22 protein-coding genes are annotated in these 18,869 nt (G+C 68.7%); 14 read left to right on the forward strand and 8 right to left on the reverse strand.

Annotation, left to right across the window (positions count from 1 at the left end; genetic code table 11):
• Position 1 precedes the first annotated feature (1 nt).
• The 12 genes from MLE18_RS04885 to MLE18_RS04940 all read left to right on the forward strand — a co-directional run bounded on the left by MLE18_RS04885 (position 2) and on the right by MLE18_RS04940 (position 10,288).
• Entirely contained in the window at positions 2 to 670 is a 669-nt protein-coding gene (locus MLE18_RS04885) for a hypothetical protein (protein ID WP_243367848.1), read from the forward strand.
• Entirely contained in the window at positions 667 to 2,388 is a 1,722-nt protein-coding gene (locus MLE18_RS04890; RefSeq protein ID WP_243367850.1) for a dynamin family protein, read from the forward strand. Before MLE18_RS04885 ends, MLE18_RS04890 begins: the two co-directional genes overlap by 4 nt.
• Positions 2,389 to 2,450: 62 nt before the next feature.
• Positions 2,451 to 2,768: a 30S ribosomal protein S6 gene (gene rpsF / locus MLE18_RS04895; RefSeq protein WP_243367852.1), complete on the forward strand. Its 318-nt coding sequence runs from the start codon at positions 2,451 to 2,453 to the stop codon at positions 2,766 to 2,768.
• Positions 2,769 to 2,771: 3 nt separating this feature from the next.
• Entirely contained in the window at positions 2,772 to 3,032 is a 261-nt protein-coding gene (rpsR, locus tag MLE18_RS04900) for a 30S ribosomal protein S18 (protein WP_243313056.1), read from the forward strand.
• A 19-nt stretch (positions 3,033 to 3,051) separates the two neighbouring features.
• Positions 3,052 to 3,564 (forward strand): 50S ribosomal protein L9, encoded by a 513-nt coding sequence (rplI, locus tag MLE18_RS04905; RefSeq protein ID WP_243368013.1) that lies wholly within the window; start codon positions 3,052 to 3,054, stop codon positions 3,562 to 3,564.
• The gene (dnaB, locus tag MLE18_RS04910; protein WP_243367855.1) at positions 3,533 to 4,987 is read left to right on the forward strand and encodes a replicative DNA helicase; all 1,455 of its coding nucleotides are present in this window, start codon (positions 3,533 to 3,535) and stop codon (positions 4,985 to 4,987) included. The genes rplI and dnaB overlap by 32 nt, the downstream gene beginning before the upstream one ends.
• Positions 4,988 to 5,063: 76 nt before the next feature.
• The gene (locus MLE18_RS04915; protein WP_243367857.1) at positions 5,064 to 6,362 is read left to right on the forward strand and encodes a phenylacetate--CoA ligase family protein; all 1,299 of its coding nucleotides are present in this window, start codon (positions 5,064 to 5,066) and stop codon (positions 6,360 to 6,362) included.
• 214 nt (positions 6,363 to 6,576) lie between these two features.
• Positions 6,577 to 7,119, forward strand: coding sequence for a DUF456 domain-containing protein (locus MLE18_RS04920; RefSeq protein ID WP_243367859.1), 543 nt, complete (start codon positions 6,577 to 6,579; stop codon positions 7,117 to 7,119).
• Positions 7,120 to 7,179: 60 nt separating this feature from the next.
• Positions 7,180 to 8,628: a threonine synthase gene (gene thrC, locus MLE18_RS04925; RefSeq protein ID WP_243367861.1), complete on the forward strand. Its 1,449-nt coding sequence runs from the start codon at positions 7,180 to 7,182 to the stop codon at positions 8,626 to 8,628.
• A 193-nt stretch (positions 8,629 to 8,821) separates the two neighbouring features.
• Positions 8,822 to 9,565, forward strand: a complete 744-nt coding sequence (locus MLE18_RS04930) for a TlyA family RNA methyltransferase (RefSeq protein ID WP_243367863.1) — start codon at positions 8,822 to 8,824, stop codon at positions 9,563 to 9,565.
• A gap of 42 nt (positions 9,566 to 9,607) precedes the next feature.
• On the forward strand, positions 9,608 to 10,024 hold the full coding sequence (locus MLE18_RS04935) for a class I SAM-dependent methyltransferase (protein ID WP_243367865.1): 417 nt from the start codon (positions 9,608 to 9,610) through the stop codon (positions 10,022 to 10,024).
• A gap of 6 nt (positions 10,025 to 10,030) precedes the next feature.
• Positions 10,031 to 10,288 carry a hypothetical protein gene (locus MLE18_RS04940; RefSeq protein WP_243367867.1) on the forward strand — a complete coding sequence of 86 codons (258 nt, stop codon included), beginning with the start codon at positions 10,031 to 10,033 and terminating at the stop codon, positions 10,286 to 10,288.
• A 63-nt stretch (positions 10,289 to 10,351) separates the two neighbouring features.
• On the opposite strand, the gene MLE18_RS04945 is transcribed toward MLE18_RS04940, so the two are convergent.
• From MLE18_RS04945 to MLE18_RS04955, 3 genes are all read right to left on the reverse strand, one after another.
• Positions 10,352 to 10,759, reverse strand: a complete 408-nt coding sequence (locus MLE18_RS04945; protein ID WP_243367869.1) for a hypothetical protein — start codon at positions 10,757 to 10,759, stop codon at positions 10,352 to 10,354.
• 25 nt (positions 10,760 to 10,784) lie between these two features.
• Positions 10,785 to 11,210, reverse strand: a complete 426-nt coding sequence (locus MLE18_RS04950) for a YccF domain-containing protein (protein WP_243367871.1) — start codon at positions 11,208 to 11,210, stop codon at positions 10,785 to 10,787.
• A gap of 83 nt (positions 11,211 to 11,293) precedes the next feature.
• Positions 11,294 to 12,142, reverse strand: coding sequence for a rhodanese-like domain-containing protein (locus MLE18_RS04955; protein ID WP_243367873.1), 849 nt, complete (start codon positions 12,140 to 12,142; stop codon positions 11,294 to 11,296).
• A gap of 116 nt (positions 12,143 to 12,258) precedes the next feature.
• On the opposite strand from MLE18_RS04955, the gene MLE18_RS04960 reads away from it, so the two are divergent.
• Positions 12,259 to 12,750 carry a rhodanese-like domain-containing protein gene (locus tag MLE18_RS04960; RefSeq protein ID WP_243367875.1) on the forward strand — a complete coding sequence of 164 codons (492 nt, stop codon included), beginning with the start codon at positions 12,259 to 12,261 and terminating at the stop codon, positions 12,748 to 12,750.
• Entirely contained in the window at positions 12,750 to 13,175 is a 426-nt protein-coding gene (locus MLE18_RS04965) for a MauE/DoxX family redox-associated membrane protein (protein ID WP_243367877.1), read from the forward strand. Before MLE18_RS04960 ends, MLE18_RS04965 begins: the two co-directional genes overlap by 1 nt.
• Positions 13,176 to 13,240: 65 nt before the next feature.
• On the opposite strand, the gene bioA is transcribed toward MLE18_RS04965, so the two are convergent.
• From bioA to bioB, 5 genes are read right to left on the reverse strand one after another with little or no spacing between them, the layout of a single operon-like run.
• Positions 13,241 to 15,187: an adenosylmethionine--8-amino-7-oxononanoate transaminase gene (gene bioA, locus MLE18_RS04970; RefSeq protein WP_243367879.1), complete on the reverse strand. Its 1,947-nt coding sequence runs from the start codon at positions 15,185 to 15,187 to the stop codon at positions 13,241 to 13,243.
• Positions 15,188 to 15,200: 13 nt separating this feature from the next.
• Positions 15,201 to 16,010, reverse strand: a complete 810-nt coding sequence (locus MLE18_RS04975; protein WP_243367881.1) for a methyltransferase — start codon at positions 16,008 to 16,010, stop codon at positions 15,201 to 15,203.
• Positions 16,007 to 16,651 carry an alpha/beta fold hydrolase gene (locus MLE18_RS04980; RefSeq protein ID WP_243367883.1) on the reverse strand — a complete coding sequence of 215 codons (645 nt, stop codon included), beginning with the start codon at positions 16,649 to 16,651 and terminating at the stop codon, positions 16,007 to 16,009. Before MLE18_RS04980 ends, MLE18_RS04975 begins: the two co-directional genes overlap by 4 nt.
• Entirely contained in the window at positions 16,648 to 17,802 is a 1,155-nt protein-coding gene (gene bioF / locus MLE18_RS04985; protein ID WP_243367885.1) for an 8-amino-7-oxononanoate synthase, read from the reverse strand. The genes MLE18_RS04980 and bioF overlap by 4 nt, the downstream gene beginning before the upstream one ends.
• Positions 17,795 to 18,799: a biotin synthase BioB gene (bioB, locus tag MLE18_RS04990; protein WP_243367887.1), complete on the reverse strand. Its 1,005-nt coding sequence runs from the start codon at positions 18,797 to 18,799 to the stop codon at positions 17,795 to 17,797. Before bioB ends, bioF begins: the two co-directional genes overlap by 8 nt.
• Positions 18,800 to 18,869: the final 70 nt, after the last annotated feature.

The raw sequence follows: 18,869 nt of genomic DNA on the forward strand, positions 1-18,869 counted from the left end.
CGTGCGCGCCCCCGTTCCGGCCTCCAGGCTGCTGGCCCTGGCCGCCCTGCTGGTGATCCTGGCGGGCCTCCAGCCCGCGCTTCCGGCCCGCGCCCAGGCTTCGGGCCACACCGCGGACAGGACCGAGGCCAAGGCCCCCCGGGAGATCGCGGGGCTGCGCCTCGGCGCGGACATCAAGGAATACGGCCCCAGGGTGGCGCCGGGATCGCCCGAGGTGGACATCGCCATGCGCTACCTCTCCACCGTGGCCGTGGAGGTGCCCGAGGGCTTCCGCTCCGGCTACGTCACCTACGGCAACTGCGAGCAGCCGGGGCGCATCGTGCGCGTCAAGATGAACTACGCCGACGACTCCAGGGCCTTTTACGAAAGGCTCCTCTCCCTGCTCAAGCAGCGCTACGGGGAGCCCGCCCAGTGGCGGGGCAACCCCTTCGGCAACCTCCGCATCTGGAAGTGGAGCTTCACAGATCCCGAACTGGGCGAAGTCTCCCTGATCCTTCAATACTATTCCGGGGATGACGACACCTTCACCAAGGGCAACTCCATCCGCCTCTCGGCCCCCGGGCTCATCTCGCAGAACCGCGACTGCTGGTCCGCCGCCAACCCCGGCGTCAAGGGCCGCCAGCATCGCGGCGGGCATTTGAAGGACATGGAAGCGGGAATGCCGCATTGAGCGCCGCGCCCACCCTGGTGGACCACGCCCTGGCCGAACGCAGGGCCGCCCTGTCCGCACTGCTTGGCGGGCTGTGCTCCCTGGCGGAGCGCGCCGGGCGGGCCGACGTGGCGCAGGATGCGCGCTCCCTGCTCACGGCGGCGGGCGAGCCCTTCCTGTTCGTGGCCGTGGGCGAGGTGAAGACGGGCAAGTCCAGCTTCATCAACGCCCTGCTGGGGGAACAGGCTGCCCAGGTGGCCCCCGACCCCTGCACGGACCGCATCCAGATCATCAGCTACGGCCCGGAGCGGGCATCCCTGGAGGAAGGCCCGCTGCTCACCCGGCTGCTGCTGCCCCATCCCATCCTGCGCGAAGTGGCCGTGGTGGACACCCCGGGCGTGGACTCCGTGGTGGACAGGCACCAGGAGGTGACCGAGCGCTTCATCCCCCGCAGCGACCTCGTGCTGTTCACCTTCTCGGCCCTGAACCCCTATACGCGCTCCGCCTGGGATTTCCTGGAGCAGGTGGCCGGGCGCTGGCGGCGCAAGGTGGTGCTGGTGCTCACCCAGGCTGACCTGGCCAGCGTGGAGCAGCTCTCCGTCAACCGGCGCAAGGTGGCGGAGCTGGCCCGCGAGAAGGGGCTGGGCGAGCCGCCGGTGTTCGTGGTTTCCTCCGTGCTGGAGGCCGTGCAGCCGGAGCTTTCCGGCATCGAGGCGGTGCGCCGCCACATTCGGGAGATGGTCACGGGCGGGGCGCACGGGTCGGCCAAGCTGGAATCATTGGCCAGGGGGGCGCTGGGCCTGCTGGACGGCCTGGACGCCCAGGGCCTTGAGCAGCGCGCGGCCCTCGCCAAGGATCAGGCCCGCCTTTCTAACCTGCTGGAGCGCCTGGACATGGCCCGCGACGCCGCCGCGCGCGAGGCCGGGCTGCTGGCCTCGCAGGTGATGCGCAGCTACGACCAGGCCTGCGCCGACTACCTGGCCGCCGTGGAGCTGGAGCTCTCCTTCCCCAGCATGGTGCGCCGCAGCCTGGGGAGCTTCTTCCGCAGGCGCTCAGGCGTGCCCGCCCTGCTCGATGAGCTGGCCCGCGCCTTCAGGGATTCGCTGGAGGGCAAGGTGGACGCCCTGGCCCGAGAGGGGGCATCCAACCTGACGCGCAACCTGGGGCTCGAACTTTCGCAGATGGCCCGCGACCTGCGCGAGCTGGCCGGGCCTGGCGCCGCCCCGGACGCCGCCCGGCTTGACCTCCAGCGCGAGGCCGTGCTGCGCGACGTGGCCGCCGGGCTGGACAGCTTCCTCGCCTCCGGGGGGCAGCCCGGGCGGGTGGACCCCCTGAGCGTGGCCCGCATGGACCCCAAGGCGGCCATGGGCGGGCTCATGGTGCTGGCGGGGGGGCTCTTCGTGCTCTCCGTGAAGGGCGTCGTGGTGGACGTCACGGGCGGAGTGCTGGCCGGGGCGGGCGTGCTCCTGGCGGGCGGGGTGCTCGCCGTGAGCAGGCCCAGGCTCATCCGGCGGGTGCGCGAGGAGCTGAGCCAGGGCGGACGCCGCCTGGAGGAGGAGCTGGACGCCCTGCTGCGAACCCGCGTGGAACGGATATTCTCGGATATCGTCGCCCTGCTTGAGCCCCTCAGGTCCGAGCTGGACCGGCGCGGACAGGCCCTTGCGGAGCAGGAGGCCCAAGCCGCCTCGCTTCGGGAAGGATTCGCCAAAGCCCTTGACACACCGGGGCAAACCGCCTAACGACAACCCCTCGCCTTGCTCTTCCCCGAAGGGGGAGGGCCACAGACCAAAAGGAGGATCGCATGCGTAAGTACGAGACGCTTCTGCTGTTGAGCCCCGAGCTCAACGCGGAAAGCAAGAAAGAGCTCATCGAAAGCCTCAGCGGCCTCATCGTCCGCCAGGAAGGCACGATGCTGACCGTTGACGACTGGGGAACCAAGGAACTGGCCTACCCCGTGCGCAAGCAGGTGCGCGGCCAGTACGTCCGCATGGAGTTCGCCGCTCCCGGCACGGCCGTTGCCGAACTGGAGCGCATCGTGCGCATCACGGACGGCATCTACAAGTTCGTCACCGTCAAGCTGGCCGACAAGTTCGAGCCCGCCGCCCCCGTGGAGGCCTAACCCATGTCCTTCAAGAAGAAATTCACCCCCAAGAAGAAGTTCTGCCGGTTCTGCGCCAACAAGAACCTGCCCATGGACTACAAGCGCCCCGACATCCTGCGCGACTTCATCACCGAGCGCGGCAAGATCATCGCCCGCCGCATCACCGGCACCTGCGCCAAGTGCCAGCGCCGGCTGACCACCCAGATCAAGCGTGCGCGCCAGATGGCCCTCATCTACTACACCGCCACGCACAGCGCCGAACTTCTGAAGAAGATGCCGTAGGAGATATCACATGTCTGCCATGAAACTCATCCTGCGCGCCGATATGGAAAACCTGGGCAAACTGGGCGATGTCGTCACCGTCAAGCCCGGTTACGGCCGCAACTTCCTCATTCCCCAGGGCCTGGCCATGCTGGCCACCAACTCCAACCTGAAGGTCTTCGAACTGGAGCGCAAGAAGCTCCAGGCCAAGATGGACTCCCTGCGCGCAGGCGCCACCGACCTGGCTGAGAAGCTGGCCGCCGCCGACGTGGCCATCGAGGTGCGCACCGGCGACGGCGACAAGCTGTACGGCTCCGTCACCTCCGCCATGATCGCCGACAACCTGGAAGCCCAGGGCATCGTCGTCGACCGCAAGAAGATCATGCTCGAGGACGCCATCCGCACCCTCGGCGTGCACGAAGTGGAAGTGAAGCTCCACGCCGACGTGCGCGGCGTCGTGCGCGTGCGCGTCTGCCGTCAGGGCGAGAAGCTCCTGACCCCCGAAGCCGAAGCGGCGGAAAGTGGACAGCCCACAGACGAAGCCCAGGCGTAAGACCCGTCGCGGGGCGGGCGAGGCCGACGGCCAGCTCGCCCCGCAAACTCTCGAGCGGGTCTCCGGCGATCTCCTTCGCCGCGTCCCCCCGCATTCTCCCGAAGCCGAGCAATCCGTCCTGGGCGGGATTCTGATCAAGAATTCCACCCTCCACGCCCTCATCGACATCCTCGGGGAAGACGACTTCTATTCCCCGGTGCACCGGGCCATCTACCAGGCCTGCCTCGAACTCAATCGAAAATCTGTCGCCGTTGACCTGGTGACCCTGGCCGACGAGCTGGCCCGCATGGGCAAGCTCGACGACGTGGGCGGCCCCATCTACCTGGCGGAGCTGGCCAGCGCCACGGTAAGCGCGGCCAACGCCGAGTATCACGCCCAGATCGTGCGGGACAAGGCGGTGAAGCGCCGCCTGATCTCCGCCGCCTCGGACATCATCGAGAAGGTCTTCGAGGGCGCTGAGGAGACCGAGGCCCTGCTGGACGCCTCCGAGCAGGCCGTGTTCGCCATCTCGGACTCCAAGAAGACCGGCGTCATGAGCCCCAGCAAGACGCTGGTGGATTCGGTGTTCGAGCAGCTCACCGCCCGCATGGCCAACCACGAGGTGGTCACCGGCGTGCCCACGGGCTACTACAGCTTCGACGAATACACCGCCGGGCTCCAGCCCTCTGACCTGATCATCGTGGCGGGCCGCCCCTCCATGGGCAAGACGGCCTTCGCCATGAACCTGGCCATGCGCGCGGCTTGCATGTACAACACGCCCACGGCCATTTTCTCCCTGGAAATGAGCAAAGAGCAGATCATGATGCGCACGCTCTGCTCCTGGGGCAAGGTGGACCTCTCCAAGCTGCGCAAGGGCAGGCTGGACGACAACGACTGGGCCAAGCTCTACGACGCGGCCAACGCCATCTCCCCCGCGCCCCTGTTCATCGACGACTCCGCGGCCCTGACCACCATGGAGGTGCGCTCCCGCTGCCGCCGCCTCAAGGCCGAGCACGGCCTGGGCCTGGTGGTTGTGGACTACCTCCAGCTCATGCGCTCCGCGCGCCGCGTTGACTCGCGCGAGCAGGAGATATCAGACATTTCCCGCAACCTGAAGGCCCTCGCCAAGGAGATGCACGTCCCCGTGATCGCGCTCTCCCAGCTCAACCGCAAGGTGGAGGAGCGCGGCGACAAGCGCCCCATGATGAGCGACCTGCGCGAATCAGGCGCCATCGAGCAGGATGCGGACATGATCATCTTCCTCTACCGCGAAGCCGCCTACAAGAAGAAGGACGAGCTGACCCCCGAGGACAACGTGGCCGAGATCATCATCGGCAAGCAGCGCAACGGCCCCACCGGCATGGTCAAGCTGCGCTTCTTCCGGGAATCCACCTCCTTCGAGAACCCCACGGACATCCCGCCGCCCTCCGAATACGGCGGCTGAGCCTCCCAAACACCCGCCGCCCGCCAAGAGGCGCTCGCGCACGTGGCCGGGGCGGCTCATCCACGGAGCAGAGCGCATGTACTACGATCCGGCCGAGTCCCTCACCCGCGAGGACATCTCCCGCCTGCAGCTTTCCCGCCTGCGCACCACCGTGGAGCGCGCCGCGCGCTCGCCCCTCTACGCCCGCAAGCTCAAGGAGGCCGGCCTGCGCCCAGAGGACGTGAAGACCCTGGACGACGTGCGCCGCATCCCCTTCACCGCCAAGCAGGACCTGCGCGAGTCCTACCCCGACGGCCTCAACGCCGCGCCCACGGAACAGATGGTGCGCCTGCACGTCTCCTCCGGCACCACGGGCACACCAACCGTGGTCTACCACACCGCCTCGGACATCAGCTGGTGGAGCTCCCTGGTGGCGCGCTGCATGCACATGGTGGGAATGCGCCCCGGCGACGTGTTCCAGAACACCACCAGCTACGGCCTGTTCACCGGCGGGCTGGGCATGCACTACGGGGCGGAGCGCCTGGGCTGCCTGGCCATCCCCATGGGCGCGGGCAACAGCCAGCGCCAGCTGAAGCTCATCCAGGACTTCAAGGTCACGGCCCTGCACATCATCCCCTCCTACGCGCTCTACCTGGCCAACTTCTGCGAGCAGCACGGCGTGGACCCCAAGGGCCTGGGCCTGCGCATCGCCCTGGTGGGCGCGGAGCCCCACTCCGAGGAGACACGCCGCCGCCTGGAGGACATCTTCGGCTTCAAGGCCTTCAACTCCTACGGCCTCTCGGAGATGAACGGCCCCGGCGTGGCCTTCGAGTGCCGGGAGCAGAGCGGCATGCACCTCTGGGAGGACGCCTACCTGGCCGAGGTCATCGACCCGGAGACCCTCGAGCCCGTGGCCGAGGGCGAGGTGGGCGAACTGGTGCTCACCACGCTCTGCCGAGAGGGCATGCCCATCCTGCGCTACCGCACCCGGGACCTGACCCGCTTCCTGCCCGGGCGCTGCCCCTGCGGGCGCGAACACGCCCGGCTGGACCGCATCACCGGCCGCTCGGACGACCTGATCATCATCAAGGGCGTGAACATCTACCCCATGCAGATCGAGCAGGTGCTCATGCGCCTGCCCGAGGTGGGCCAGAACTACTTGATCGAGTTGGAGAGCGAAGGCCCCATCGACCAGATCCGCATCAAGGTGGAGGTCCGCGAGGACGTCTTCGTGGAGGACATGCGCGTGCTGGGCGCGCTGCGCACCAGGATCGCCCACATGATGCGCGACGAGCTGCAAGTGACCCCCAAGGTGGACCTTGTGGAGCACAACAGCCTGCCCAAGAGCGAGGGCAAGGCCGTGCGCGTGGTGGATAAGCGCGCCAAGGACAGTTAGCGGACGGTGGCGCTGCCCCCAGGCCCTGGGCAGAGCTCCGCCCCGCACCCGCCAGGGGGATGATCCCCCTGGACCCCGCGAAGGGGGATGGGTATGGATACGTCGCGTCGCAGCGCTAGCGGCCGTCACTCCGCCGACGTATGGCTTGAGCCCGGCCGCGGTGCGATGTCACATACCCACCAGAACTTTTTTCCCTCGTCCCGATAGGAACACCATGGAATACTTCTACGCCTCCCTTTTCCTGGCCGTGCAGCTGGCGGTGCTCGGCCTCAACGTCCTGGGCCTGCCCGCCAACTGGATCATGCTGGGCCTGGCCTGGCTCTGGGGCTTCATCCATCCCTCGCTGCCGCTTGGCTGGGGCTTCTTCGCCCCGCTCATCGCCATGGCCGCCGCCGGTGAGGCCCTGGAGTTCGGCGCGCAGTACGTCGGCACCAAGAAGTACGGCGGCTCCTCCAAGGGCAACATGGGCTCCTTCATCGGGGCCATCGTGGGGGCCATCTTCTGCGCCCCGTTCCTGCTGGGCTTCGGCGCGCTGCTGGGCGCGGTGGGCGGGGCCTACCTGGGCTGCTACGCCTTCGAGCGCATGCACGGCCGCCCCTCGCCCGAGGCCTGGCACGCCGCCAAGGGGGCCATGTGGGGCAGGGTGCTGGGCTTCGTGGTCAAGATCGGCCTGGGCGGCGCCATGCTGGCCCTGATCGCCCGTTCGATCTGGCCCGGCAAGGCCGCACAGCAAGCCGTCGTGCTGCTTGGCTTTTAATCCCGCTGCGGTTATCACATGCCAAGCCCCCGGCCTGAGCCGGAAACAGAAGGAACGAGCATGAGCAACGATTTCCCCACGTATCGCGGAAACATGGAATATTTCTGCCTCGGCTGCGAGGAGCGCTTCGACATAGGCGAACTCCACTACACCTGCCCCAGGTGCGGCGGCGTGTTCCTGCTGGAGGACACCTGGTTCGACTCCCTGGCGGAGAACCCGCCAGTGTACTGGAAGTCGCTGTTCGACAAGCGCGCCGCAACCAAGACCACGCCCCTGCGCGGCATCTTCCGCTTCTACGAGCTGATGGCCCCCATCCTCGAGCCGCAGGACATCGTCTACCTGGGCGAGGGCAACACCCCGGTCATCGAGGCCAGCCCCGCGCTCTCCAAGGTCCTGGGCACGCCCATGGCCTTCAAGAACGACGGCCAGAACCCCTCGGCCTCCTTCAAGGATCGCGGCATGGCCTGCGCCTTCAGCTTCCTGAAGTCGCTGGTGCGCGAGAAGAACTGGGACAGCGTGCTCACCGTCTGCGCCTCCACGGGCGACACCTCCGCCGCCGCCGCGCAGTACGCGGCCTACGTGGGGCACCCGCTCACCTCCGTGGTCATCCTGCCGCAGGGCAAGGTCACGCCCTCGCAGCTCTCGCAGCCCCTGGGCAGCGGGGCCATCGTGCTGGAGGTGCCCGGCGTGTTCGACGACTGCATGAAGGTGGTGGAGCACCTGGCGGACAACTACCGCGTGGCGCTGCTCAACTCCAAGAACGCCTGGCGCATCCTGGGCCAGGAGTCCTACGCCTTCGAGGTGGCCCAGTGGTACGACTGGGACACCTACCGCAAGGCCGTGTTCGTGCCCGTGGGCAACGCGGGCAACATCACCGCCGTCATGAGCGGCTTCCTCAAGCTGCAGCGCCTGGGCGTCATCCCCTCGCTGCCGCGCATCTTCGGCGTGCAGTCCGCCCATGCGGACCCGGTGTTCCGCTTCTACCGCGAGCCCGACCCGGCCAAGCGCGTCTATGAGCCCGTGAAGGTCATCCCCAGCGTGGCCCAGGCCGCCATGATCGGCAACCCGGTCTCCTTCCCGCGCGTGAAGCACTTCGCCGAACAGTACGAGAAGATAGGCGGCCCCGGCTCTTTCCAGGTCATCCAGGTGGAGGAGCAGGAGATCATGGACGCCATGCTCCTGGCCAACCGCCACGGGCACATCAGCTGCACCCAGGGCGGCGAATGCCTGGCGGGCCTGATCCGCGCCAAGGAGGCCGGTCTGATCGAGACCTCGGAGCTGGCCATCCTGGACGCCACGGCCCACAGCTTGAAGTTCTCCGGCTTCCAGGAGATGTACTTCACGGATTCCTTCCCGGCGGACTACGGCGTGATCCCCAAGCCCGAGCTGGTGAACAAGCCCGAACTGGTCATCACCCCGGAGGAGAAGGCCGCCCTGACCCCCGAGGAGTACACCGTGAAGGCCGCCGAGAAGGTGGTGGCCCGCTTGGGCCTGGCCGGAAAGAACTAAGCCGCTCCGCTCTAGGCCGGAACGCGGCCTGCGGCGGATTGCGAAACGTTCAATCGACAGAGCCCCGGCCCGGCCGGGGCTCTTTAGTTGCAGGCCGTGTATCTTGACCCTGCCTGTCAATACGTGAAACACCCCAGGCGCGCGGCTGCCGCGCCTGCATCATCAACCCAGCCCGGTCAGGCGGGCTAAGAACATGGCGAATCCCAAATTCAGGGCGGATCAGCTCCTGGTTGACCAGGGCCTCTCCGAGAGCCGCGAGCGGGCCAAGCGCCTGGTCATGGCCGGGCAGGTCTATCTCACCGTGAACGGCAAACGCGAGCTGCTGGACAAGCCCGGACGCATGCTGCCCGCGGGCGCGGAGCTCTCCCTGGCGGAGCCGGAGCGCTTCGTGAGCCGTGGGGCCTACAAGCTGCTCACGGCGCTTACGCATTTCGGGCTGGACGTGAACGGGGCCGTGGCCCTGGACGTGGGGGCCTCCACCGGGGGCTTCACGGACTGCCTGCTGCAGCACGGCGCGGCCAAGGTCTATGCCGTGGACGTGGGCACCTGCCAGCTGCACGAGAAGCTGCGCGCGGACCCGCGCGTGGTGAGCATGGAGGGCGTGAACTTCCGCACCGCCGCGCCGGATTTGATCCCCGAGCTGGTGGACATCGCGGTGATCGACGTGTCTTTCATTTCGCTGACCAAGGTGCTGCCCGCCGTGACCGGGTTCGTGAAGCCCGGCGGGCGCGTGGTGGCGCTGGTCAAGCCCCAGTTCGAGGTGGGGCCGGGCCAGACCGTGAAAGGCGTGGTGCGCGACGAAAGCCTTCGCCAGCTGGCCGTGAGGATGGTGGAAAACGCCGCGCAGGAGCTTGGCCTGCACGTGCTGGGCGTGGAGCCCGCCGCCATCAAGGGCCCCAAGGGCAACCAGGAGTATCTGCTGGCCTGCGTTAAATGAGAAACCGCCGTGCCGGGTTTCCAAACAAAAATGGAAAGCCGCATGAATACCAAACTCGTCATCCCCGACCGATTCCTGCTCAACGCTCCCAAGGTGCTGGCCATGGGGCCGCCCGCCCAAACCGGGAGGATGCTCCTGTACCACCTGGCCGCGCGCACGGGCATCCCCCTGGAGGAGATGGACCTGCTCGACTACGGCTGCGGCTCGCGCTTCGCGGACGCCATCGTGAACCTGGAGATACCCATCAAGAGCTATACGGGGGTGGACGTCAAGGCGGACATGGTGGAGTTCCTGCGGGAGAACGTCACCGACGAGCGTATGTCCTTCCACTATATCGACGTATTCAACTACGTCTACAACAAGGCCGCGCCTCCGCTGCACATCGACTCCACACTGCCTGAAGCCCTGTCCGACAGGAGTTTCAACGTCATATCCATGTTCTCGGTCATAACGCATTAGATTCCGGTGAACACACTGTACATATTGACCATGCTGCGCAGATATGTAGCCGATGGTGGCATGTTGTTCTTCACGGCCAACATCGAGGGCCGCATCGATTTCTATGAGGAAAAAAACCGGACCGTCCCCACGGGGGCTTCCATGTATTCCCTGGAACTGCTGGCCAAGCTCATCAGGGATTCGGGCTGGCGCGTCAGCTCCCTGCTGCCCAGGTTCTATTCGGGCCTGCCCATGATGGAATCCCTGCTCTGCCATCCCATGTGACCCGGAGCTCTCCAACAACGAAAAAGGGCGGCCTTACAGCCGCCCTCGTGTCTTTCTTCCCGCCTACTTCACCTTGTACTTCTTCATGTGGCCGTCGTTGCCCTTGTAGGGCGCGTCCGGGTCGCCCTGGATCATGTATCCTTTGCCCAGATGCCCCGGCGGGACGTTCCCGGGCAGCCCGCCCTTGATCCATCCTCCCCCCTGGAAGCTGAAGAACAGCCCCGTGGCAGGATCCTGGTAGAGGTTGTAGCGCGGATAGTAGCGGTACTGCTGCTTGGCGCGGTAGCCGTGCGCCGGGGCCCAGGGCGGGGGGCCGCCGCCGGGCTTCTTGGCCTGGCCCGGGGGCAGGGGCTCCATGAGCACGCTGCCGGGGGGCGCGCCCTGGTAGTCCTTGTCCTTCTTCTTGGCCATCCCGGCTTCGGGGGCCGCCACCAGGGCGGCAAGAACGATCGCGGGCACGATGCGTTTCATGGCTGATGCTCCTTGTGTGCCAGGTCTACTGGCAGACCACGCACTCCGGCTTGTTCACCACCGTCTTGCCCACCGGGGCCAGGGAGATGAGCGCCAGTTTGAGGTGCTGGATGCCGAAGGGGATGCCGATGATGGAGAGGAAGTTGACCAGCGCCGCGCTCAGGTGCCCCACGGCCAGCCACCAGCCCGCGAACACGAACCAGAGCACGTTGCCCAAAAGACCCAGGGGGCCGGTGCCGGCGTCGTGGTAGCCCTGCACGTACTGGCGGTCCACGATCATTTTGCCGAAGGGCCAGAAGGCCAGCCCGGCGATGACGAAGCAGGAGCGCGCCCAGGGGATGCCGATGACGGTGACGACCATGATCAGCCCGGCCAGGCACCAGCCCAGCCCCATCCAGATGCCCCCGAACAGGAGCCAGAGGACGTTCATGAAGAAATTGACCGGAGCCATGTGTGAACCTCGTGGTTGGTTCGCGCGCTGAGGATGCCGCGCGGTTGTTGCATGGAAGTTACAGCCGGGGCCTGGCCGTCCGCCTAGGCGGGGGCGGCTTTGGGGGCCTGGCCCAGCCTGTCCATGAGCACCGCCAGGGAGCGCAGGTGCGTGCGCTCCTCCCGGGCCAGCTCCAGCAGGGCTTCCCTGGCCTGCTCGTCCTTGGCCAGGGCGGCCTGGCGCATGTAGAGGTCCATGGCCTGGGCCTCGACGCCCATGGCCAGCTCAAGCGCGGACCGCGCCCCATCCAGGGACTTGGCGTCCGCAAGGATCTCCTCGCCGCTGCGCCCGCCCTCCAGAGCCTTGGCGGTCGCCCGGCCTGCCAGGTCCTCCACGGTCGCGCTCTCGGGGTGGAGCCGCTTGTAGAGGTGGTAGACCATGAGCTTGTGCTTGTCCTCGAAGCCGGCCAGCCGGGAGAAGGTCTCGGCCAGTTCGGGGGTGGCGGCGGAGGAGGCCAGACACTCGTAGAATTCGCCCAGGCCAGCCTCCATGGCGTAGGCCAGGGCCAGGATCTCCTCCGGGGTCTCGTCGCCCCGGTAATACTGCAGCCCGGTCTGCGGCGCGCCCACGGCGGTGGCCCCGGTCCAGGCCATGACGCCGCCCAGCATGTTCATCACGCCGGGATGGCCGCGCCCGGCCAGCAGGGACGCCGCCGCGGCGCTGCGCCGTCCGGAATGGCAGTAGACGATCAGGGGCTTGTCTGCCGGGACGGAGCCCATGCGCTCCTCAAGCTCGCCAAGCGGCAGGAGCGTGGCTCCGGGCAGGTGGAACTGCTCGTATTCCCAGGGCTGGCGCACATCCAGGACGGTCACGCCCCCCGGCGGGGTGTTTGCCAGGATGGAACGCACGGTTTCAGGGTCCACGTCTCTGGGCTGGGTGGCGCTCTCCGTCATTGAATCACCTCCGAACATATGTCGCAGGACAAACTTGAAGTAGTCCAGCAGGGCGTTGAGTTTCCGCACGATTTCCTCTAGGCAGGGGGCCGCAAGCACTTACAGCGAGGCACAGCATGTTCCAGCAAGCGCGCCGCCCCTGGTGGCCGGATGTCGTTGTTCTCACAGTCATATCAATCATGGCCGCCTGGGTTGTCAATGTCGCCAGGCCGCAGCCCCTGCCCTGGTGGGGGGATTACAAGGCCGTCAAGGTCCAGGAGGCGGCCCGCAAAGGCCTGGAGGTGCTCACCCCCGCCCAGGCCATGGAGGCGCTGAAGGCCGGGACCTGGGTGTTCGTGGACGCCCGCGAGCCGGACGAGTTCGCCGCCGGGCACATCCCGGGCGCGGTGCACATTTCCGCCGAGGCGCTGCTCACCGGTCTGGACGCCGCCGCACAGGCCTTCCCCAAGGACAAGCCCCTGCTGTTCTACTGCGGCGGCATCAGCTGCCCCAAGAGCAAGGATCTGGCCGAAGGCTTCAAGCAGATGGGCTTCACCGCCCTGGCCGTGATGCCCGAGGGCATGGATGGCTGGATCGCCGCGGGCGGCGCGGTGGAGGGGGGCAACTGATGCGCGCCGTGTTCACGCTCAGCCGGTTGGTGTTCGGGGCGCTGTTCGTCTACGCCGGGGCCGAGAAGGTCATGGACGCCCAGACCTTCGCCGCCGTGATCTTCAACTATCAGGTGCTCCCGGCCAAGATGGTCTACGGCGCGGCCATGCTGCTGCCCGCCCTGGAGGTGGTCTGCGGCCTGGCCCTGTGCGCCGGGACGCTGGTGCGCGGCGCGGCCGTGGTGCTCAATGTGCTCATGGCCGTGTTCATGGCGCTCATGGGCTGGGTCATGGCCCGGGGGCTGGACGTGACCTGCGGCTGTTTCGGCGGGGCTGGGCAGGCTGTGAGCAAGGAGACCCTGGTGCGCGACGCGGTCATCCTGTTCGTGGGGCTCGTGGCTTTGTGGGGTGCGTTCCGTGGCGGCGAGGATTCCGGCCGCTGCTAGGAATTGTTCACATGATCCAATGAGGAAGCCCCCGGAGCAAGCCGTTCTCCGGGGGCTTTTGCGTTCTAGAGGCACTGCTCCAGAGCCTGGGGCAGCAGGTCGTAGGCGTCATGGAGTTGCTGCGGCGTGACGCTGGACGGCGGCAGGAAGTAGAACACGTCGCCCATGGGCCGCACGAAGAAGCCGCGCTCCATGTAGAAGGCCTTGAGCCTGCGCCCGGTGTCCACGTCGTAGCCTTCGCCGCGCCCGGTGACGTCCACCGCGCCGATGCAGCCCAACGCGCGGTGCCGCACGAGCTTCGGGTGCTCCAACAGGTCCTCCAGGCGCTCGCGGTGCACGGCCTGCTGCCGGGCGATGCGCCCCAGTGTGTCCTCCCGCCCGAAGAGTTCGAGCCCGGCCAGGGCGGCGGCGCAGCCCAGGGGGTTGGCCGTGAAGGAGTGCCCGTGGGCCAGGGCGCGGTGGAAGGTCTCGCCCAGGAAGCCTTCATACACGGCATTGCTGGCCACGGTGGCGGCCATGGGCAGGAAGCCCGCCGTAAGCCCCTTGGCCAGGCAGACGATGTCCGGCTGGGCCTGGGCCTGTTCGCAGGCAAACATGGTCCCGGTGCGCCCGAAGCCCGTCATCACCTCGTCGAGGATCACCAAGGCACCGGCCTTGCGTGCCATCTCCGCCACGGCCTTCACGAAGGCGGGCGGGGCCATGCGCATGCCCGAGGCCCCCTGCACCAGCGGCTCAAGGATGACGGCGGCCACGGTGCCGTGGTGCACGCTGAAGTAGTTCTCCAGCACGGCCAGGGCCTGGGCCAGCTTCCGGTCCCCCTCGGGGTCGGCAATCCAGGTTGAGGGGTAGGGCAGGAAGTCCACCCCGAAGGTCAGGGGCTCGAAATGTGTAAAGAAGCCGCTGGTGCGCCCCACGGACATGGCCCCCACGGTGTCGCCGTGGTAGGCTCCCTCGAAGGCGGCGATGCGGGTGCGCTCCAGGCGGCCCTGGTTGCGCCAGTACTGGTGGGCCATCTTCAGGGCCACTTCCACCGCGGTGGAGCCGTTGTCGGAGTAGAACACGCGCTCAAGGTCGCCGGGCAGCAGCTCGGCCAGTCTGTGGGCCAGCCGGGCGGCGGGTTCGTGGGTGAACTCCGCGAACAGTGCCTGCTCCAGGGTGGCGGCCTGCCGGGCCACGGCGCGGGCCACCTCCGGGTGGGCGTGCCCGTGGGCGCAGACCCACCAGGAAGAAACCAGGTCCACGAAGCGCCTGCCGTCCGCCGCCACCAGGTCCGCCCCGCTGGCGCGGCTCAGGTGGATGGGCACGGGGGCCGTCTTGGCCTGGGTGAAGGGATGCCAGACGTGCTCGCGGTCCCACCGGATCACGTCGCTGGTGACGTCGCTTGCGGCGCCGGGCAGCGCGAGCGCGGGCAGCAGGGCCTTGAGTGAGTCGTGGTCCAGCGGGTCCAGGCGGGGAATTTCGACGATGACGGGCACGTTGCCCAGGCGCTCGATGTCGCGGCGGTTCTCCGGGTTGGGCGGGCCGGAGAGGGCCACGCCGGCGACCTCGAGGCCGCGCAGGCGCAGGGCCTCCAGGGTGAGCAGGGTGTGGTTCACCGTGCCCAGGCCGGAGCGCGCCGCCACGATCACGGGCAGGCCCAGGCGGGCCATGAGCGCGGCCATGTCCTGCCCGGGGGCGATGGGCACCAGCGCGCCGCCCGCGCCCTCGACCACCAGCGGGCGCGGCGTTTCCGGCAGCGCGACGGCGGCGATGTCCAGCGTGATGCCCGCCCGCGCCGCTGCCTGCGCCGGGGAGAGCGGGTCCGGCAGGTTAACGGCGGGCGGGTGCAGCCGATCCGGGCCCAGGTTTGCCAGCCGGGCCACGGTTGCGGTGTCGGAGTCGACCCCAGGCTGGCCCGACTGGCCGGTCTGGAACGGCTTGAAGTAGTCGGCCTCCAGGGCCATGCACAGAAGCGCCGAGAGCACGGTCTTGCCCGCGTCGGTGTCCGTTCCGGTGACGAAATATCCTTTCATGGGTGGCCTCGTGTCAGGCGGGCTTGTCCGTCAGGGCGAAGAGCACGCGGTATTCGATCGCGGCCCCCTGGCGCATGGCCCGGTCCAGTTCGCGCAGCACGGCGCGGAAGTCCCCCGGGGGCAGGGGCGAGTGGTCGGGCCTGGGCACGAACGCGCCCACGGCCTTGAGGTGGCGCGGCAGGTCCACGGCGCGGGCGGCGCGCAGGGGGAAACGTTCCTGGAGGAGCGTGGCATTTTCCGGGAGCAGGTCAGCCAGTTGGGCTTCCAATCGGCTGGCGGATGGAAAATCCTGGAGTCCGCAGGGCAGGCCCAGGCGCTGGTGTGCGTCCTTCCAGGCCTGGAAGGTCCCCTCGCCGGGGATTGCCACGGCCAGCCTGCCCCCGGGGAGCAGGGCGTCCCACAGGGCGCGCAGCGCCTCGCCCAGGTCGGCGGCCCAGTGCAGGGCCATGCTGGAGACAGCCAGATTGAAGCACGGGGCCAAGCCTGGGCGGGCGGCGTCCATGGCCGCGAACCATGTCTGCTGCCGGGCAGCCAGCCCCCGGGAGTTCAGGCGCGAGCGCGCCCGGGCCAGCATCTCGGGGGAGATGTCCGCGCAGAGGTAGCCGCCGAACGAGCCGCCTGAAAGCAGCCGTTCCGCCAGCGCGCCGGTGCCGCAGCCCATGTCCAGCGCCAGGGCGTTCGGCGGCACGGCGGACTCCAGCACAAGCCCGGCCAGGCGGGCGGCGATGGCGGCCTGGGCCGTGGCGTGGGCGTCGTAGGTGCGCGCCCCGGAGAAGGCGCGGATGATGCGGCGTCTGCGCGAAAGGAGCTGCGGCTCTCTCAAAGCGTCTCCATGAAGGCCCGGAGGTGCCGGGCGCAGATGCCGGGGCGGCTGAAGGGGAAGGCGTGGCCGCCGTCCGGGAGCATGACCAGCCGGTCTGCGGGGAAGCTGGCCCTGCTCAATTCGGGCGGCGCGATGGCGTCATCCTCGGCGGCCAGGGCCAGCAGGGGAACGTCCAGGCCCGCCAGCCGTTCGCGCTCGTCCCAGCGCAGCAGGGCGTCCAGGCCTTCGGCCAGGCGCTCCGGGTCCGCACTGGAGACATCGGGGTGGAGGGCCTCTGGGAGCCCGCAGGCGGTGTAGAAATTCCCGAGCACCAGGGCCGCGTCCCTGCCCAGACCCCGGCGCATGGCGCGGGTGGGTCCCGGGGGTACGTCGAAAAGCGGGAAACCGCCCAGGCTCACGAAGCCCGTAAGGCGGCCCTCAAGCTGCGGCAGGGCCTCGCGCAGCAGCCAGAGCGCGCCCAGGGAGTGCCCCACGGCGAGCCATGGTCCGGATGGTCCGGGCGGCAGCTCCAGGCGCGGGGGGCCGAAGAAGCCCATGTCCAGCCGGTGGGCATCCACCCCGCCCAGCGCTTCCAGCAGGGGTGACCAGAACGCCGGGCCGAAGCCCCAGCCGTGTGTCAAGAGCAGCCTGGGCGAGTTCATCGCACATCCCCCAGGGCGCGGGCGACGGCTTCGACGAGCCGGTCAACATCCGCCTCGGTGTGGGCGGCCGTGAGCGAGAGGCGCAGCCTGCTGCCGCCGGGCGGCACGGTGGGGGGGCGCACGGCCACAGCCAGGATGCCTTCGGCCTCCAGGGCGGACATGGCCGCCAGCGCCCGGGCTTCCTCCCCGGCCAGCACGGGTACGATTTGCGTGCTTGAGCCGCCGGTGTCCAGCCCGGCATCGCGCAGGCCCTGGCGCAGGCGTTCAGCGCAGGCTGAAAGATTGGCGCGCTGGGCGTCCATGGCCGGGATCAGGTCCAGGGCGGCGTCCACCGCGCCCAGCACCGGGGGCGGCAGGGCGGTGGAGAAGATGAACCCGGGAGCGCGGTTGACCAGGTACTCCCGCACGGTGCGCGTGCAGCACACGTAAGCCCCGTAGCTGCCCAGGGCCTTGCTGAAGGTGCCCATCACCAGCCCCTGCTCCAGGGGCACGCCCGCGGCCAGGCCGCGCCCGGCAGGCCCGAGCACGCCCACGGCGTGGGCCTCGTCCAGGTAGAGGAAGGCTCCGTGGCGCTCGGCCAGGGCGGCCAGGGCGGGCACGTCGGCCCTGTCGCCGTCCATTGAGAAGACCGTCTCGCTCAGGATGAAGCGCGGGCCGGGCTCGGCGGCGTGCTTCGCGAGCAGGGACTCAAGATGGTCCAGGTCCAGGTGGCGGTAGCGGATCTGGCGAGCGCCCGCCAGGCGGCAGCCCTCGTGCATGCTGGCGTGGTTGAGCTTGTCCGAGAAGACCAGCGGGGCCTGGCCCAGGGCCTGCGCATCGAGCAGCGTGGCGATGACCGAGGAGTTGGTCTGGAAGCCCGAGCCCATCACCAGGGCGGCTTCGCTGCCCTTCATGGCCGACAGCCTGGATTCCAGGGCTTCGTGCGGGGGGAGCGTGCCGCAGATCAGGCGCGAGGAGGCCGAGCCAGAGCCCCAGACGCGGGCGTATTCGCAGGCCCGCGCCGCGCACACCGGGTGGCGGGCCAGCCCCAGGTAGTCGTTGGATGAGGCGTTGAGCAACCCCGGCCGGTTGGGGTCGAAGGTGCGGGTACGGCGCAGGCGGTGGACCGACTCCAGCCGCGAGAGCGCCTCCGCGAAGCGGCGCTCAATCACCGCCGGTCTCCCATCCCCTGGCCCGGAGGTTGCGCACGTCCTCTTCAACGCGGACGCCCTTGGTGGTCAGGTAGTCGCCGATCATGAGCCCGCTGGCCCCGGCCTCCAGGGGGTCGAGGCCGCGCTCCGCGCCGAACACCGCGTCCCGGCCGCCGCAGATGCGCAGCTGCGCGCCCGGCAGCAGGAAGCGCAGCAGGGCCACGGTCTTGAGGGCCTCAAGGGGCTGCATGGGCTCGCGCTCCCCCATGGGCGTGCCCGGGATGGGCGTGAGGAAGTTCACCGGCACGGAGGGCACGTCAAGATCCCGCAGGGTCAGGGCCAGCTCGGCGCGCTGGGCCCAGCTCTCGCCCAGGCCGAAGATGCCCCCGGAGCAGACGTAGAGCCCGGCCTGCAGGGCGTCGCGCACGGCCTGCACGTCATCCTCGTAATCGTGGGTGGTGCAGACTCGGGGGAAGAAGCTGCGCGCGGTCTCCAGGTTGTGGTGGTAGGCGCTGAGGCCCGCCTCCTTGAGTTCGTCCAACTCGGCCCGGGTCAGCACGCCGCAGGAGGTGTCCGCGCCCATGCCCAGGGCGGCGACCTCGCGGATGCACTGCTTGAGGCGGCGGAAGTCCTCCCCGGTGGGGCGCAGGCCGCTGGTGACGATGCCGAAGCGTGTGGCCCCGCGCTCCCGCATGGCCCGGGCGGCGCGGACCACCTCCGCGACCTCCAGGAAGGGGTGCTCCGGAGCGCTGGTGCTGAAATGCCCGGACTGGGCGCAGAAGGAGCAGTTCTCCGAGCAGCGCCCGCTCTTGGCGTTGACGATGGCGCAGAGGCCCACGCCGGTGCCCAGCGTCTCCAGCCGGATGCGCCTTGCAGCCGCGAGCAAGGCCTCCGCCTCGTCGCCCGCGGCCCCGGCCACGGCGGCTATGAAATCGTCGAGCTGTCCGCCGTGCAGGGATGATCCCGCCAGCACACGCTCCGAGGCGTCTGTGAAGATGGTTTTGTTGCCAATGCCCATGATATCACGGTAGGAGAATTGAAGTGTTATCCGCCCGCATCGGCGCGGCGGCCGTCGGCGATCACCCTTA

Origin of the sequence: Fundidesulfovibrio soli (assembly GCF_022808695.1) — a bacterium.
In the GTDB taxonomy this organism is placed as follows: Bacteria; Desulfobacterota; Desulfovibrionia; order Desulfovibrionales; family Desulfovibrionaceae; genus Fundidesulfovibrio; species Fundidesulfovibrio soli.